13 protein-coding genes are annotated in these 17,934 nt (G+C 43.9%); 11 read left to right on the forward strand and 2 right to left on the reverse strand.

The annotated features are described in order from the left end of the window. The first annotated feature begins 38 nt into the window (after positions 1 to 38). From PQO05_RS13000 to PQO05_RS13045, 10 genes are read left to right on the forward strand one after another with little or no spacing between them, the layout of a single operon-like run. A complete protein-coding gene (locus PQO05_RS13000; protein ID WP_273633349.1) occupies positions 39 to 2,969 on the forward strand; it encodes a SusC/RagA family TonB-linked outer membrane protein in 2,931 nt (976 codons plus the stop codon). A gap of 27 nt (positions 2,970 to 2,996) precedes the next feature. Then, positions 2,997 to 4,694: a RagB/SusD family nutrient uptake outer membrane protein gene (locus PQO05_RS13005; protein ID WP_273633350.1), complete on the forward strand. Its 1,698-nt coding sequence runs from the start codon at positions 2,997 to 2,999 to the stop codon at positions 4,692 to 4,694. An 11-nt stretch (positions 4,695 to 4,705) separates the two neighbouring features. Beyond that, positions 4,706 to 5,308, forward strand: a complete 603-nt coding sequence (locus PQO05_RS13010; RefSeq protein WP_273633351.1) for a hypothetical protein — start codon at positions 4,706 to 4,708, stop codon at positions 5,306 to 5,308. A 28-nt stretch (positions 5,309 to 5,336) separates the two neighbouring features. Further along, entirely contained in the window at positions 5,337 to 6,938 is a 1,602-nt protein-coding gene (locus PQO05_RS13015; protein WP_273633352.1) for an FG-GAP repeat domain-containing protein, read from the forward strand. A gap of 25 nt (positions 6,939 to 6,963) precedes the next feature. Continuing rightward, the gene (locus tag PQO05_RS13020; RefSeq protein WP_273633353.1) at positions 6,964 to 8,637 is read left to right on the forward strand and encodes a carboxylesterase/lipase family protein; all 1,674 of its coding nucleotides are present in this window, start codon (positions 6,964 to 6,966) and stop codon (positions 8,635 to 8,637) included. Next, complete coding sequence (locus PQO05_RS13025) at positions 8,637 to 10,031, forward strand: glycoside hydrolase family 30 protein (protein WP_273633354.1); 1,395 nt, start codon at positions 8,637 to 8,639, stop codon at positions 10,029 to 10,031. Before PQO05_RS13020 ends, PQO05_RS13025 begins: the two co-directional genes overlap by 1 nt. Positions 10,032 to 10,052: 21 nt before the next feature. Continuing rightward, positions 10,053 to 11,606, forward strand: a complete 1,554-nt coding sequence (locus PQO05_RS13030; protein ID WP_273633355.1) for a carboxylesterase/lipase family protein — start codon at positions 10,053 to 10,055, stop codon at positions 11,604 to 11,606. Between the two features lie 22 nt (positions 11,607 to 11,628). Beyond that, complete coding sequence (locus tag PQO05_RS13035; protein WP_273633356.1) at positions 11,629 to 13,308, forward strand: DUF5060 domain-containing protein; 1,680 nt, start codon at positions 11,629 to 11,631, stop codon at positions 13,306 to 13,308. Then, positions 13,308 to 14,075 carry a ThuA domain-containing protein gene (locus PQO05_RS13040; protein ID WP_273633357.1) on the forward strand — a complete coding sequence of 256 codons (768 nt, stop codon included), beginning with the start codon at positions 13,308 to 13,310 and terminating at the stop codon, positions 14,073 to 14,075. Before PQO05_RS13035 ends, PQO05_RS13040 begins: the two co-directional genes overlap by 1 nt. Next, positions 14,068 to 15,744: a GMC oxidoreductase gene (locus tag PQO05_RS13045; RefSeq protein WP_273633358.1), complete on the forward strand. Its 1,677-nt coding sequence runs from the start codon at positions 14,068 to 14,070 to the stop codon at positions 15,742 to 15,744. The genes PQO05_RS13040 and PQO05_RS13045 overlap by 8 nt, the downstream gene beginning before the upstream one ends. A gap of 779 nt (positions 15,745 to 16,523) precedes the next feature. Here the strand turns inward: PQO05_RS13045 and PQO05_RS13050 are convergent. After that, a complete protein-coding gene (locus PQO05_RS13050) occupies positions 16,524 to 17,225 on the reverse strand; it encodes a ThuA domain-containing protein (protein ID WP_273633359.1) in 702 nt (233 codons plus the stop codon). Between the two features lie 156 nt (positions 17,226 to 17,381). Between PQO05_RS13050 and PQO05_RS13055 the strand changes: the two genes are divergently transcribed. After that, the gene (locus PQO05_RS13055; RefSeq protein ID WP_273633360.1) at positions 17,382 to 17,585 is read left to right on the forward strand and encodes a hypothetical protein; all 204 of its coding nucleotides are present in this window, start codon (positions 17,382 to 17,384) and stop codon (positions 17,583 to 17,585) included. A 105-nt stretch (positions 17,586 to 17,690) separates the two neighbouring features. Here the strand turns inward: PQO05_RS13055 and PQO05_RS13060 are convergent, their stop codons facing one another. Further along, complete coding sequence (locus PQO05_RS13060; protein WP_273633361.1) at positions 17,691 to 17,849, reverse strand: hypothetical protein; 159 nt, start codon at positions 17,847 to 17,849, stop codon at positions 17,691 to 17,693. Between the last annotated feature and the right edge of the window lie 85 nt (positions 17,850 to 17,934).

The following is a 17,934-nucleotide window of genomic DNA, read 5'->3' on the forward strand; positions in this document are numbered from 1 at the left end:
CCCCCAACTTCATTTTATCACACCATATTAAGAGAACAATGAATAAAAGATATATAATACGGAGCCTGTTTATTGGCCTGGCGCTTGGGGTTTTAAACCACCCGGCATCAGCCCAAACAACGGTGAGTTCCAAAAGAGACAGTAGCGCTGCCAGCAATGCCAATGCGCCAAAAAAAGAGCCGGGCCGGCTGTTCGACGTGAGTAAAGAACGATCGACAGCTGCGGTATCTGTAGTAGCGGGCGACACGCTTTATAAAACACCTGCACCTAATATTACCAATACTTTATACGGCCGCTTACCCGGTTTAACTGTGCTGCAAGGCAATGGCGAACCAGGTAATGACTATGCCAACATGGGTATCCGTGGCATCGGCTCACTTGCAGCCGGTACAAGCGGCTATAACACTTACAAAGTGTTTGTAGATGGCTTTGAAACCACCTTGGCCTATTTCTCCTACATCACACCTGCCGAAATTGAAAGCATCTCAATCTTGAAAGATGCAGCTGCATTATCAACCTTCGGTTTAAGAGGGGCAAACGGGGTAATTTATGTAACCACCAAACGTGGGAAGATAAGCAAGGCCTCGGTGCAGTTTCAGGCGCGTACAGGCTTTCAGAGTGCGCTTAATATTAATAAGCCTTTAAACTCGTATAACTATGCTAACCTGTATAACCAGGCTATCAGTAATGATAATGGCAATGTTTGGACGCCGAAATACAGCGCTTCTCAGTTGCAAGCCTATGCTAATGGCACCGGTACTAATGTAGACTGGTACGATGCCGTTTTGAAAAATCGTACACCTTATACTGATGGCGACCTGATTTTTTCGGGAGGAGATTCTACTGTACGCTACAACGTAACACTCGATTATTCGAACCAAAAGGCATTGTACGATGTATCAAATTCAGACATTACATCAAATCAAACTTTCGGTCGTTACAATCTGCGCAGCAACCTCACCTTCAATATGTTTAAAATATTTGAAGCAAGGGTTGATTTGAATGGCCGCATCGAAGACCGTAAACAGCCGGATTATCCTTATAATACTGCCTATGGTACACTGGGTAGCTCGTTATGGAAAGATCTCGCCAGCTATCCGGATAATATTTACCCGGTAAAAGATGCTGCGGGTCATTGGTCGGGCACCACGCTTTATCCTAATAACCCGGTTGCATCATTAAATGCATTGGGGGTACAAAGCCTGCATACCCGTTACCTGCAAGGTAACTTCGGTTTGAAAGAAAACCTGAGTGGCATAACCAAAGGTTTGTATCTGGATGAAGCATTCTCGTTTAACAATTCGGCACAGAGTGTTTATAATAAATATTCTGACTATGCCCGCTATTACAATGGTGTAACTACTACCACAAATACCACCACACCCATTGTAGCCAGTACGCTAATGGCTAACCAAAACATTGATGTTAAGCAAGGAACGGTTACCCTGGGTTACGACCGCCAGTTTGGTGATCACCGTATTACATCGGCTGTAAATTACCAGCAATATGCTTACCGTACAGATGATTTTAACTCGTTCGAATACCATTATCAAAATATCAGCGGCCGCGGTAACTACAGTTACAAGAATAAATACATTGGTGAACTTGGTTTCTCTTATTTTGGGGCAGATGCTTATGCACCCGGCCACCGCTGGGGATTATACCCTGCTATTTCAGGTGCGTGGATCGTATCCAACGAAGCATTTCTGCAAAATAACAAGACTGTTAGCTACTTTAAGTTAAGGGCATCTGCGGGCCGTACCGGTAGTTCTGACAATGATATGTCGAACTTTGGTTTCGGTACATTGAACGGCCGTTATTTATACCAGCAGTACTATCAGTCTAATGCGAGTGGTGTATATTTTGGTTCAACCGGTCCATCGGCACAAACAACGCTTAATCCGCGTTACATTGCCAATGCTGATGTAAAACCAGAGATCAGCATGAAATACAACATCGGCGCTGATCTTAAATTCTTCAAAAAGCTGGATGTGAGCATCGATGCATTTTTAGATAAGCGCAGCAATATCCTCACCCTTAACAATACCCTGCCAAGCGATTTTGGATATAACAACGGAACCACGCTTGCTGTGTTCCAGAACATTGGTAAAATGACCAATAAAGGTTTTGAGGTGAGTATGAACTATACCGATCATTTCGGTAAAGTAGGCTACAGCATTAACGGACAAGCATCCTACAATAAAAACAAGGTTGATTACATGGCCGAGGTAACACCTAACTATGCCTACAACGGTGCAACAGGTTTACCTTACGGAACTTTCCGAGGATTGAAATCAACAGGGTTTTACCAGCAAAGCGATTTTAATACCGATGGTACTTTAAAAGCAGGTCAGCCCATTCCTGCATTCGGTTTGGTGCAGCCCGGCGACTTAAAATACCAGGATGTTAACGGCGATGGTAAGGTAGATCAAAATGATGTTACCAAGATTGGCAAATCACCATTCCCGGAGTTAACTTATGCCTTTGGTGCCAGTGTTAATTTTAAAGGCTTTGATCTGGGCGCATTGTTTCAGGGCGTAAGCGGTTACAGTGTAAACCTGCTTAATACCAACCTTACTTCGCAAACTGTTGCCTTTATCAATAACGGTAATGCTTATCAGATAGCACAGGGTGCATGGGCTTATTACCCGGAACAGGGTATTGATACCCGTGCAACAGCTACCTATCCGCGCTTAACTACAGTGGGCAATATCAATAACTATGGTACTGCAAGTTCATTCTGGATCAAAAGCGGCGATTACCTGCGCATCCGTAATGTTGAGCTGGGTTATAACTTCCCGGCAGCACTTATTAAAAAATGGGGCTTGGGTAAGCTAAGGGCTTACGTAAATGCCATGAACCCTGTTACCTGGAGCTCATTGCTGAAAGATTACCATATCGACCCCGAAACCACGTATGGCTATACAGGTCTTAAATCGTACAACATAGGCGTAATAGTAGGTTTCTAATCATAAATAATTTCAAAAAAAATGAATATGAAATATAAATACACACCACTTATCGCCACCGTTTTGCTGGCCTGTTTCTGCGGGTGTAAAAAAGATTTCCTCGATACCAAAATAGATACTTTTGATACCCCCAATACCATTGTAACCAACCGTGCTACGCTGTTTAGCTTTGCTAATGCATTTTACCAGTCGTTGCCAAGTGGGTTTAACGTGCTGGATGGTAACCTTTTTGCCAATGCCACAGATGAGGCACAGGCATCCGTTTACTCGCCTGGTGCAATGATATTTAATCAGGGCGTGTTAAACTCCTTCAACAACCCGATTGATACGGCAGTAAAAGGGACATCATCGTACAAAAACTTTTATAACGGTATCCGCGCAGCCAATTATTTTCTGAGTTATTCTAACAACGCAAAGGCATTACTGGCGCTTAACCGCGATACCATAACTGATGTGGTAAATTACAATAACGATAAGCAAAACGTAAAATGGTACCGTGCTGAAGCACATATTGCCCGCGCTTACTACTATGCAGAACTGATTAAACGTTATGGTGGCGTTCCGCTGATTAAAACGGCTCTACCCATTACACAAATGGACAACCCACAGGTACCAAAATCGAACTATGATGATGTGGTAAGTTTTATTGTATCAGAGGTTGATACTTACAAAGACAGCCTGCAGTTAAATTGGAAAACCTCATCGTTTACAGGCAACTTTGGCCGTTTTTCTAAAGGTGTGGCGCTGGCTTTAAAGGCAAGGGTATTGCTGTACGCTGCAAGTCCGCTGCATAATCCGTCAAATGATATTACCAAATGGCAGGCCGCAGCTGCAGCTGCCCGCGATGTAATAACCACCGCAGGTTTAAACTATGCGCTTGATGGCAATTACGCTACCTACTTTACAGGTAGTAACCCGCTGGGTAGTAATGAAACCATATTTTTGGTAGAACGTGCTGCCGATAATGCACTCGAAAAAGCCAATTATCCGGTAGCAACAGCTGGCGGTAAAACAGGTTTAACACCTACACAAAACCTGGTAGCCGATTACGAGTATACCGGTACGCCAAACGCTACAAACCCTTACGTTAACCGCGACCCGCGACTGGCGGCAAGTGTGGTGACCAACAACAGCACCTGGAATAACCGGGTTATTAATGAAAGCGCTGGTGGTACCGATGATATGGCTAATACCAACGCCAGCAAAACGGGCTATTACCTCAAAAAATTTCTGACAGATAACCTAAATCTTACACAAGGTGCAACTGCCCAGCATCACTGGATCTTGTTCCGTTATGCCGAAGTTTTATTGAATTATGCCGAGGCCTTGAACGAAGCTTACGGACCGGATGTGGTTCCGGCTGGTTTCACCATGTCAGCAAGGCAGGCATTAATGTTAGTACGTAACCGTGCAAGCTCATCTCTGCCTGCTGTTACGGCAACTGGTACAGCAGATTTTCGTACCGCGTTAAAACATGAGCGCCGTATAGAACTGGCTTTCGAAGATCATCGCTACTGGGACTTACTACGTTGGAAAGATGCAGCCACCGTATTAAATCAACCTGTAAAAGGAGTGAAGGTTACAGCGGTAAGCGCAGGCGTTTATACCTATCAGGATGCTGTAATTGCCAGCCGGGTATTTACCAATGCCATGTACTATTTCCCTTTCACACAGGCCGAGATCTCTAATTCAAAAGGAACACTTCAACAAAACCCGGGATATTAATATCCCGGTTAATGAAACGAATATTTAAAAGATCAATGATGATGAAATTAAATATAAAACAATCGCTGCTCATGGCTGCCTTACTGTTGGCAGCCGTGATAGTTGGCTGCGAGAAGGATGATAACCACGTGGCTTATGGTTATACCAATATTTTTATGCCGCAAGCCACATCTACAGGCGGTACCACGGTAAACTACCTGGTACCTGCGGGTAAAGATTCGGCCACGTACAATTATAAGGTTGATGCCAAAAACAACAAAGTAAACGTAATGTTGGGGGTAGAGCGTGCCGGTTTGCAGAGTAATGATGCATTTTCGGTTAGCGTTATATCGCGTGCCGATACAGCTGCCCAGGTTGTTGCCGGCGGTACGCTGGGTAATACCGCGGTAGTTTTACCGGTTGATGCTCACACCATCCCGGCCACGGTTGATGTGCCGGATGGGGCTAATCAAAACACCTTTTACATGTCAGTCGATTTAGCCAAGCTGAAAACATATACCGGCAAAAAGCTGGTAGCTTGTGTAGCCTTGAGTAACCCAACAAAGTATCAGCTTAATTCGGCCATTAGTAAAACAGTGGTGGTGATTGATGTTTCGGCATTAAAGCTGCCATAGTTATATTAGATATATTATAACGTATTGAATGAGTGGAGTAAAGCGCTATAAAACCATCGTTTTTGTGGTAATATTTCTTGTTGTTGATGTTGTACTGATCAGGTATGCCTTCTTCAGCGATAAGAAATCGGATGCAGTTGAAGATCAGCTTAGTGTTAACCCATCGGCCAAAGAATTGGCCGATGGCAAGGCATTGGCGCTGCAGTATTGTCAATCATGTCACATGCTGCCCGATCCCAATTTGCTTACCAAAGAAATGTGGTACAGAGGCGCTTTACCACGCATGGGGCCATTTCTGGGCATCACTAAATATCACGGGCAGGGTTATTACCGCGCCCGTGATGTTAAGGTTTCAGATTATTTTCCATCCCATCCCATCATCGATTCTGTAAAATGGGGTAGCATCGTTAATTACTACATCGCTTCTGCTCCCGTAATCTTGCCCGCGCAAAAAAGGCCGGTTAGTATTGAGCGCGGCAACCCGTTTTTTGAGGTGCTGATGCCAAAGGACTCAGTTGTTTACGGCAAAATGGCGCTTACCTCATTTGTAAAGATAGATACTTCGGTAAACCCGCACCGCCTGATGGTAAGTGATGGTATGGCGAGCAAAATGTTGGTGTTTGATAACAAGCTTAACCTCCTAAGCCAAAATTCGACAAGCGGGCCTGTGGTCGATTTCGATCTCAGCCCAAACAACATGCTGTATTGCAGCATAGGGCAAGATATGAGCGCCAACAACTTACATAATGGCGAAATAGTGCCGGTAAAAATAGGAGCAGATGGTAAGCTCTCCTGGAGCAATGAACCGCTGTTTACCAAATTGGCCCGCCCGGTTAAAGTTACGGGAGCCGATTTAAATAGTGATGGCAGAAAGGATTACCTTATTTCTGAGTTTGGTAACCTCGTCGGCAAGCTTTCGTGGATGGAAAGCAAAGGGAATGGCCAATACACCGAGCATATTTTACGTAACAGACCGGGAGCGTTAGGTACCATTGTGCAGGATTACAATCATGATGGCCGACCCGATATTTGGGCACAATTTGCACAGGGCGAAGAAGGTATTTTCTTGTACACCAATAAAGGCAACGGGCACTTTGATGAAAGAGAGGTATTGCGTTTCCCGCCTGCGTATGGTTCAACCTCATTTAATTTGGTTGATTTTAACCACGATGGCTATACCGATATTATTTATACCTGCGGTGATAATGGCGACTATACCCAGATTCTGAAACCGTACCATGGCGTTTACATTTTCATCAATGATGGTAAAAATAACTTCAGTCAAAAATATTTCTTCCCGATAAATGGCTGTTACAAAGCCATAGTTAAAGACTTTGATGGCGATGGCGACCTGGACATAGCCACCATTAGTTTCTTCCCGGCAGCAGCACAGCCGGAGGAAGCCTTTGTATATCTCGAAAATAAAGGCGGCTTTAATTTCAAGGCATGGTCGCTGCCTGTTAAAACTCCATTTCAGAAAGGCATTACCATGGATGTGGCGGATGCCGATGGGGATGGCAAGCCGGATATATTATTGGGCAACGGATATTTTTCGACTGATAATTTAAGTACGCACAAAGAACCACTGTTTATTCTTTTAAAGAACAAAACAACATCTATAAAACATTAAAATTTACACGCGAAATCATCGACCTATGAAAAACAATCGCAGGGAATTTCTACAAAAAGCAGGGCTGCTGGCAACAGCGACCGGACTGGCAAGTGCCTTGCCGGCCAGTGTAAGCGCCGCGCCTTCGCCCCAAGGTAAACCTGTTGTAACAGCATCGGCCAATGAGGCTGTGGCTGTTACCACCAGTGGTAAAGTGAGAGGCTATATCCGAAATGGCATTTATACATTTAAGGGGATACCTTATGGCGCAAATACCGCCGGAAAGAACCGCTTTATGCCTCCGGTAAAACCAGAGCCCTGGGCTGGTGTAAAAGATTGCCTGGTTTACGGGCCAATTAGTCCGCAGAAAATTAATACGGGCTGGTCGCAGCAGGAGTATGGGTTTCTGTATCAGTGGGTAGATGGCTATCAGAATGAAGATTGTCTGCGCCTGAATGTATGGTCGCAAGGCATTAACGATGGCAAAAAACGGCCGGTAATGTTCTGGATCCACGGCGGAGGGTTTTTCTCCGGCTCCAGCCAGGAACATCCGTCTTACGATGGTGAAAACCTGAGCAAGCTGGGCGATGTAGTGGTAGTATCCATCAATCATCGGCTTAATATTTTCGGGTATCTTGATCTGGCAGATTATGGTAGCCAGTTTGCCTCATCAGCCAACGTGGGGATGCTGGATATTGTAGCTTCGCTGGAATGGGTGAGGGATAACATAGGTAATTTCGGGGGTGATAAAGATAACGTAACCATCTTCGGCCAATCTGGTGGTGGCACCAAGGTTATTACGTTAATGGCCATGCCTTCGGCCAAAGGATTGTTTCACAGGGCTATCTCTCAAAGTAATTCTATTGTACAGGTAGCCACACACGAATATGCTACGCAGATTACAGCTATTGTGCTTACAGAACTCGGTATCAGCAAAGAAAATATCGATAAAATTCAGGAAGTATCGCCTTTACAACTTTTAGCAGCTTTGGCTGTAGCCGAAAAGAAAATGGGTGGCGCAGTTCCTTCAGGAGTAGGACGGTCTGGTTTGCAGCCTGTGGTTGATGGGCGTATTTTACCTGCTCATCCCTTTGATCCAACGGCATCCGCTATCTCGGCACATATCCCGTTTATGGTGGGTACTACACGTAACGAGGCTTCAGCAAGTATCGATAATGCGCCTTTAGAAAACCTGGATGAGGAAGGGTTGAAAAAAAGCTTTTCAGATAAGTACGGCGCCAATGGTGAAAGCTTTTACAAAGTAATCCGCAAAGTACATCCTGATGTAAAGCCTGTTGAAATTTTATCATTCCTTAGCGCGCAAAACCCAATGGCCTACTTGCAGGCCGAGCGTAAAGTTGCTCAAAATGCTGCGCCTGTTTACTTGTATATGTTTGCCTGGCATACGCCGGTGTTGGATGGTAGGCCGCGATCATTCCATTGCAGTGAGATACCTTTTGCCTTTGCCAATACCAACCGCTGCGAAAACTATACCGGCGACAGTGCCGAAGCCCGTAAACTAGCTAATCAGATGGCCATGGCCTGGATCAGTTTTGCACGTACTGGAAATCCTAATCATAATGGTTTACCTAAATGGCCGTCTTTTAATGAGCAAAAAGGAGCCATGATGATATTCAATAATCAATCAACAGTCCGCGTAGACCCCGACCATGAGGCCCGCGAACTATTGCAACGCATATTTTATAACAAAGAAGTATAATGGAATTAAAAAGGCTTTTTTTAACAGGACTTGTTTTGGTGGCAGGCTTCTCAATCCCTTGCCTGGCGCAACAAAAGGCAGACTGGTGGTTGACTACATCAGACCAAACAACTTTACTCAGCAAACAACCAGCTATAACTTTTGGCAGCAATACACAATCTGATTTGCCGGTTATTACTATCGATCCATCCAAAAAATATCAATCGGTTGATGGCTTTGGTTTTGCCTTAACCGGCGGCAGCGCACAGCTAATGATAGGTATGCCTGCTGATGAACGCAAGAAATTGATTCAAGAGTTATTCGGTCATACCGAAAACGGTATCGGCATAAGTTATTTAAGGCTGAGCATTGGTTCGTCAGATTTAAATGACCATACATTTTCTTATGATGATTTGCCCGATGGACAGACCGATGTGAAACTCGAACATTTCACTTTAAAGGAAGATGAAAAGGACGTAATTCCGGTGTTGAAAGAAATCCTGGCGGTTAACCCGAAGATCAAAATCTTGGGCTCGCCGTGGTCGGCACCGTTGTGGATGAAGAGTAATAATAACATTCAGGGTGGCCGCTTAAAGGACGAATATTACTCGGTTTACGCCAGATACTTTGTGAAATACATTGAAGGGATGCGGGCGCATGGCATTAACATAGATGCCATCACGGTACAAAACGAGCCTTTTAATAACGGCAACACACCCAGCATGCAGTTTTTCGCGAAGGAAGAACTGAACTTTATTAAGAATAACCTCGGGCCTGCATTTAAGTCGGCAGGTATAAAAACCAAGATCATTTTGTACGATCATAATTGTGATGCGCCGGAGTATCCGATCTCTATTATGACCGATCCGGAAGCTAATAAATACATCGATGGTTCAGGCTATCACTTATATGCGGGGCCGATTACTGCGCTCACTAAAACACACGAAGCTTTCCCAAACCGCAACGTTTATTTCACCGAAATGATGGTAACTAACCGTGGTGAGTTCAATGTCTCTAACCCCGTCGACCGGATCATGATTGGCGCTACCCGAAATTGGAGCCGTAATGTGATACTATGGAATTTGGCTGCCGATCAAAACAATAAGCCACATACCGATAACGGCGGCTGTCCATCGTGCCAGGGAGCAATCACTATTCAGGATAATAAAGTGGGGCGAAATGTGGGCTATTACACCATGGCACATGTATCCAAATTTGTACCTGCGGGTTCGGTGCGGATAGAAAGTAATGTGCCCGATGGCTTATCTAACGTGGCCTTCGAAACTCCCGAAGGTAAAACGGTGCTGATTGTATCCAATAAAGGGAATGCAACGCAGCATTTCGCAATTAGTTATAAAGGAAAGGTTGCCGATGTAACGATGAAGGAAAAATCGGCAGCCACATTTGTATGGTAATCAGATAATAAACCTATGAAGATGAATAAAATATTACTGCTGCTGATTTTGATGTTTCCTTTGTCAGAAGCATTAGCGCAAACTACGGTTATGGTAAGCGAAGGCATATTAAAAGGTACCGAAGAAGCATCCGGCATCCGCTCGTTTAAGGGTATCCCATTTGCCGCACCACCTGTTGGCGATTTGCGTTGGAAAAATCCACAACCTGCCAAAGCCTGGACCGGCACTCGTGATGCCACACACTTTGGACCAAAAGCTATGCAGCGCGCTATTTACAGCGACATGGTTTTCAGAAGCAATGGTATGAGCGAAGATTGCCTGTACCTGAATGTATGGACCCCCGCTAAACAAGCTACTGAAAAACTACCCGTGCTGGTTTATTTCTACGGTGGTGGTTTCGCCGCAGGCGATGGTTCTGAACCAAGATACGATGGCGAGAGTATGGCCAAAAAAGGAATTGTAACCGTAACCATCAGTTACCGATTGGGCATATTCGGCTTCCTGTCGCATCCAGAGCTGACTAAAGAATCACCCACACATTCATCGGGTAACTATGGTTTGATGGATCAGCATGCGGCCCTGGTCTGGGTTCAGAAAAACATTGCAGCCTTTGGCGGCGACTCCGAAAAAGTAACCATAGCCGGCGAATCAGCAGGTTCTATGTCTGTTTCTTCGCAAGTGGCCTCACCATTGTCTAAAGGTTTGTTCAGGGGAGCTATTGGCGAAAGCGGTTCCTGTTTGGGCATCAATTCAGTAAGCCCGCTAAAAGAGGGGGAAGAGAAAGGCCTCAAATTTATGACTGCCGCTAATGCAAGCTCGCTGGCAGATCTGCGTAAAATTCCCGCAGATGGGCTGTTAGAGCTAACAGCCCATCTGGATATGAACCGTTTCCCGGTAACTATAGATGGTTATTTCTTTCCGCAATCTCCAATTAAAATCTACGGCACAGGTTTGCAAATGGATGTACCATTGCTGGCCGGATGGAACTCTGCCGAGGTTAATTACCACTCACTGATGGGCAATGATTCTTTAACACTTACCAACTATCAAACCAAAGTGAAGACACTTTATGGCGATAGGGCAGATGAGGTTTTAAAACTCTACAATGCAGCTACTGATGCCGATGTAGAACAAGTAGCTACCGATCTGGCGTCCGACCGTTTTATTGCTTATGCCACCTGGAAATGGATAGATCTGCACAGCAAAACAGATGGCAAGCCGGTTTATCGTTATTTATTTACGCATAAGCTGCCGCCTATGGTTCAACCGTTAAACCCGCCATCGAGGCCGTTGTTGGGTGCGCCGCATGCTTCAGAAATTGAATATGCGATGGGGAACCTTTCATTGGATAAGGTTTATGCCTGGACACCCGATGATTACAAAGTATCAGCAACTATGCAAAACTACTTTGCCAATTTTATTAAAACCGGCAACCCTAACGGAGAAGGCCTGCCTACCTGGTATGGTTTGCAAAGCAGCATCCCTAAAGTGATGATACTGGACGTTGAGTCCAAATCTCAGCCCGAAAAAAACCTGAAACGCTATGTACTGCTGGATAGTATTTACAACAAATAATTAAACTAAAACATCAATTGATATGAAAAAAATATTTCTGGCCACGTTGTTCTTAATCTTAGCCAGCCAGCTCACTTATGCCCAAATCAATTCGTTTTCGCAGGATAATAAAAATGCGAAACTGTACGAGAAAACCGAGTTCAGCATTAAACTAACCGGGCAGTGGGATAACCCGTATTTGCAGGAAGATGTAGCACTCGATATGCTGATCACTTCTCCCGCAGGGAAAAAACTGATTTTGCCTTGTTATTATGAATCGGGCAAAAGTGGTGCCGAATCTACCTGGAAGGCCCGTTTTGCACCACAGGAAACAGGAACTTACCACTATACTTTTAAGTTTAGTAAGTCCGGTAATGCGGTAAGCACTTCAAAAGAAGGACAATTTGCAGTAGCTAAGTCCGCAAAAAACGGATTTATTCATCCTAAAAATAACTGGGCTTTTCAGTTTGATAATGGTATACCTTTTCGCGGAATAGGAGAGAACATTGCCTGGGAATCTCGCTCGAGTGATGACTCTAAATTCTTCAAAGGTCTGCACGAAAACCCTAAGTATAATTACGAATACATGCTGCCATCGCTGGCTAAACACGGCGGTAACTTTTACCGCACCTGGATTAGTGCATGGAATTTACCGATAGACTGGCACAAAGGTTTTAACAGTAACCGTTATACACCGTCAGACAAATATTTTAACCCAAGCGCTATCGCAAAAATGGACAGGCTGGTTACGCTGTCAGATTCGTTGGGTGTGTACATCATGCTCACACTTGGCCAGGGCGATTACAATACCCGCGATGGTGGCTTCTCGCCCAATGCTGCCGATTTTTTTGTGAACCCAAAATCGATGCAGCGTTACAAAAATCGCCTGCGTTATATCATCGCCCGTTGGGGATACAGTACCAGCATTGGTGCGTGGGAGCTGTTTAATGAGGTTGATAACGTACAGTTCGGCAATAAAGCTAAACCCATCAGCGCAGATTCTATTGTTGTTTGGCACGATGTGATGAGCGCGTATATTAAGGAGACAGATCCTTATCAGCATTTGGTAACCACCAGTATTTCTCACCGAGATTTAAAGGGTTTGAACTCGTTGAAATGCATCGACTTTAATCAGAAACATATTTATAAAAACACCGCTAGCATCCCCGAAGCTATTGTGAAGTATGAAGACGACTTTAAGAAACCGTATGTAATAGGCGAGTACAGTTATGAGTGGGACTGGTCTAAAAACTTTGACGATTTCCCGCTGGAGATGGACAGCGATTTTAAACGTGGCTTATGGTATGGGCTGTTTTCGCCTACACCGATACTGCCTATGTCGTGGTGGTGGGAGTATTTTGATAACCGCGGAACAGATGCTTATTTCAATCGTGTAAAAACTATTTCAGATCAGATGCTTGCCAACGGTAATAACCTTGAACAGGTAAAAACTACAGCTTCGGTAGCGGATGTGAAGACATTGGGTGTGAAGGCAGGAAGAAAGACTTTTGTTTATGCTTTTAATCCTACAGATGCTAAACAAGCCCTGCGTGTGCAATTTGATTCAAAAGGCAGCAAACTTACAGTTAGAGTTTACGATTGCGAATCGGGGCAGTACAAAAAAGCAACACTGACAAAGAAGGGCGAACAGGTAGAATTATCAGTTTCCGAAATTGCTGCAAAATCTGACATGGTATTTATTGTAACTGAAGGAGGTAAATAATGAATAAGCTGATAACGGGCATTGCAATCATGTGTTTACTAAATACTATTGCCCAAGCCCAATCTTTACAAAAACGGATTTTGGTTTTTGGCAAAACAACCCGTTATCATCACGAATCTATCCCAGCGGGTATGGCAGCAATTCAAAAATTGGGAAAGCTCAATGGCTTTGCGGTAGATACTACAACCAATGCGACTTACTTTACGGAAGACAGCCTGAAAAAATATGCAGCCGTGGTGTTTTTAAGTACAAGTGGTAATTTACTGGATACGGTGCAGAAAACAGATTTCAGACGATATATTGAAGCTGGTGGCGGTTACATGGGTATCCATTCTGCATCCGCATCAGAGAAGGAGTGGGTTTGGTATGGGCAATTGGTTGGCGCAGTTTTCAGCGATCATCCGGAGCCGCAATCAGGAGTAGTGGTAGTTGCTGACGCTAAAGATCCTTCAACCAAAAACTTACCGGCAAGGTGGCCGTGGAAAAATGAGTGGTACAATTTTAAAGAAGTGCCGCACGATGTGCATGTATTATTAATGGCCGATGAAACTACCTACAAGGGTGGTAAGAACGGTGTGTATCATCCATTGGCTTGGTATCACCAATTTGATGGTGGCCGGGCTTTTTATACCGCGCTTGGCCATTTTGATGAGGCTTACTCAAATCCTTTATATCTCGGGCATATTCTGGCAGGGATACAATATGCCATGGGAAATCATGTGAGTTTAAATTATAACAAGGTTAAAACGTCGAGGTATCATGAATAACTATCATTACGATGCCATTGTGATTGGCTCGGGTATTTCGGGTGGATGGGCAGCTAAGGAGCTGACGGAGAAAGGTCTAAAAGTGCTTCTGCTTGATCGCGGCCGAAACATTGAACATATTAAGGATTATACCAACGCCAACAAAGCACCCTGGGAACTACCGCATCGCGATGCACCTACACAACAAGCTATGGGGGATAGGCCAGTAGTTTATAAAAGCGGCGCATTAAATGAATCGAACCCCGATTATTGGGCGAATGAAAAGGAAAACCCATATACCCAGATCAAGCCTTATACCTGGCGAAGGGGCTACCAAATTGGCGGCCGCTCCTTAACCTGGGGCAGGCAGAGTTACCGCTGGAGCGATTTTGATTTTGAAGCCAATTTAAAAGATGGCGTTGGGGTTGACTGGCCTGTGCGTTATAAAGATATTGCACCCTGGTACGATTATGTAGAACGCTTTGCCGGTATCAGCGGATCACATGAAAACCTCCCTCAACTGCCCGACGGCCAGTTTTTACCGCCAATGGAGATGAATGTTTTGGAGAAAGATGTGGCGGCACGCATAGCTAAATTATACCCCAATGAACGCAGAATGATCATTGGCCGTACCGCTAATCTCACCGTTCCTTTGCATGGACGAACCAATTGCCAGTACCGTAATCGCTGTGCTTTGGGCTGCCCGTTTGGTGGGTATTTCAGCACACAGGCAGCCACATTGCCAGCCGCTATGGCAACCGGGAATTTGACGGTGAGGCCATGGTCTATCGTTACGCAGATATTGTATGACAAGGATACTAAGAAAGCTAAAGGGGTAGAGGTGCTGGATGCAGAAACCAAACTTACTTATCAATACACCGCCAAAATAGTTTTCCTGAATGCCTCGACATTTAACAGCGCCTGGATCCTGATGCATTCGGCAACTGATATATGGCCGGGTGGATTGGGCAGCAGCAGTAATGAGTTAGGGCATAATATTATGGATCACCATGTAGGCGGAGGTGCTGCGGGCATTGCAGAGGGTTATGGCGATAAATATTATTACGGGCGGCGTGCTAATGGCATTTATATCCCACGGTATAGAAATTTGTTTAACGAGAAAAGGGATTATGTACGGGGTTTCGGTTACCAGGGTGGGGCGGGCCGTGAAACCTGGAGCCGGGAAATCCCGGAGATACAGGTTGGCGGAGATTTTAAGGATGCACTGGCCGAGCCTGGGCAATGGTCTATGTCTATCGTAAGCTTTGGTGAGGTATTACCTTACCACGAAAACAAGTTGACCATAGATAAAAGCATTAAAGACAAATGGGGCCTCGATACACTTGCTATTGACATGGAGTTGAAGGACAACGAGCGCAAAATGGAGATCGACATGGAAGCTGATGCTATTGAAATGTTAGAGAAAGCCGGTTTACAAAACGTAAAAGGTTTTGAACGTCACAAAAACATAGGTGCCACACACGAAATGGGTTCAGCACGGATGGGGTACGATGCTAAAACATCCGTATTAAACAAATGGAACCAGGTTTGGGATGCACCCAATGTATTTGTAACCGATGGTTCATTTATGGCCTCATCATCATGTGTAAACCCATCATTAACCTACATGGCGTTTACAGCACGTGCTGCTAATTATGCTGTTGAACAGTTGAAAATGGGGGCTTTATAAGTTTATATAATACTTATAATCCCTTTAGTAAAAGCGGATATAATTGGGTTGGTCAGCCTGTTATTATCAATAAATAAGCCCCATTCATTTCTTTTAGCAATTACTCTCCAACGATGCCAATTTTCGAGCCGTTGGGGTTGGTTTATAACCATTAATGGTAATAGCTCAACCCATTTTCTGCATGTACTATCCGGGGAGTTGCGATACCGGTTATTTCGTCAGCTATCCGCCGACTCCAAGTTTAGATATTTGCTGTTGCATAATAATTACCGTGATTTTCTAAATACTAATGATAAATATTCTTTTATCAGGATATCATTAGGATATAAAATTTGATTGTATAAGTACTTTAGTGTAAACAGAATAATTGTGGTTAATCAACTTGTTGTTTTCAGTCCATAAGAATTTCTGTTTGATAGTAGGTGGTGGAAGATTTGCAATCAAAAAAAAGACTTCGAAAAAAAGTAGGTTAGCTCTTTTCGGGAGGGTTAAAACAAAAAAGACTCGCTGGTAATCAGCGAGTCTTTTTTTGTTCAAGTACTCAGATCGGGAATCGAACCATCTGTGTAGCGTGTTGTTTATCAGTTATTTATAACTGTATTTGTAAAGCACTCACCGAATCACTCACTGACTCGTAAATATTACTAACCGTTATTTAAAGATAAGAAAATTTGATCTTACATGTAAATAAAGTGGAAAAAAACCGGAAAGCACGACTTTGTGAATTGAGGTGCTGGAGGGATTAGAGGAAGTGATGTTGTTTGCTAAATCACAAAGGGTTATTTTTTTCCTGTCGCGGCCCATAAAATACCAGCATACAAATGGTCTAAAAAAGCAGGTTCGCTAAAATTGGTTGGTAAGTGGCCCAAGGCTGTATAAAATGCCCGACCGCCATCATACTCATGGTACCATGAAAGCGGATGTAACTTTCCCATACCTTCGCCTTTACCTCGCGGGCCCCAATCTGCCTTAGGGTTATAAGTAGACTCATCTACTCCTAAAATATAATTAAGGCCAGAGATTTTCTCAGGGCCGAATTCATACCATTCTTCGGTCCATAATTTACCATTTGCAAATCCTTGCAAGCCAGGGAAAGTGCTATCCAGAACCTTCATTTTGGCAGTTTGCACCGTAGGGTGAATATGAAACATTCTACCTACAAGTTTGGTATACCATTCCCAATCATACTCTGTATCAGAGGCGCTATGTATCCCGACGAAGCCCTTGCCTGATTCAATAAAGCGCTCCATCACTTTTTGCTGAGTGGCGTCAAAAATGTCGCCTGTGGTATTTAAAAATATTACGGCCTGAAATTGCTCCAGGTATTTATCAGTAAATCCATTAGGGTCCTCCCATAAAACGACATCGAAAAAATTGTGAACACCTAATTGTTGAATGGCTAATACGCCGGCATGGAGGGATTCGTGATGCCATCCCCTGGTGGTAGTAACCAGTAAAACTTTAAATTGCTTTTGTGCCATTGAGCTATGTGTAAATGCAAATTGCATTATAAAAAGCACGAAGAAAAATTTGAAACGATTCATAAGGTTAATTAATGATTAGTTAGTTCGGAAAACGAAGTTAGGAAATTATTTATGGACGTTGCCTGCCGTATTTTTCTAAAACAACATCAGATAGTGCACAGGTGTCTATTTTATCAGGTTGATGGAACAGAAGCCAATGCCAACATAAAAGGGACGATCAATATGCAGATGAATCGGTTCTCTATACTGGTGCATTGGTTTCCCATTTATGCTTACAAATACGGCAAATTCGTCGCCATGTTTTTCTATGCTTATGCGTTAGCGTTTACTTTTTCACCGGTTGCGCCCATAGTATAAGCACACCAGCCGTCATATTGTGGGGAGTATTTTCAGGATTGGATTTAAACAGGTCCGTGTCCTGTGCAGTAGCAAAATAATAGGTTACACCTTCTAAAGTAATTGCTATAGTTTATTGCCCTTTTTAGCTTTATTAAAGGTGAAATATGCAACAGGATCATAACCTTTGATCGCTAAGTCGTTATTGACAAGATTATATTTTTTGTGAATTTCTGTAGCAGTTTGCGCCCCTGTTGTACTGATGGAGAGTAATACTACCAGCATAATACGATTGTTTTATTCATTTAAATGCCTGGTGTTTACAACATCACAAACATCATGCTGTACAGCTGCAAAAACGTTAACACAT

It is taken from the genome of Mucilaginibacter jinjuensis (genome assembly GCF_028596025.1).
GTDB lineage: Bacteria > Bacteroidota > Bacteroidia > Sphingobacteriales > Sphingobacteriaceae > Mucilaginibacter > Mucilaginibacter jinjuensis.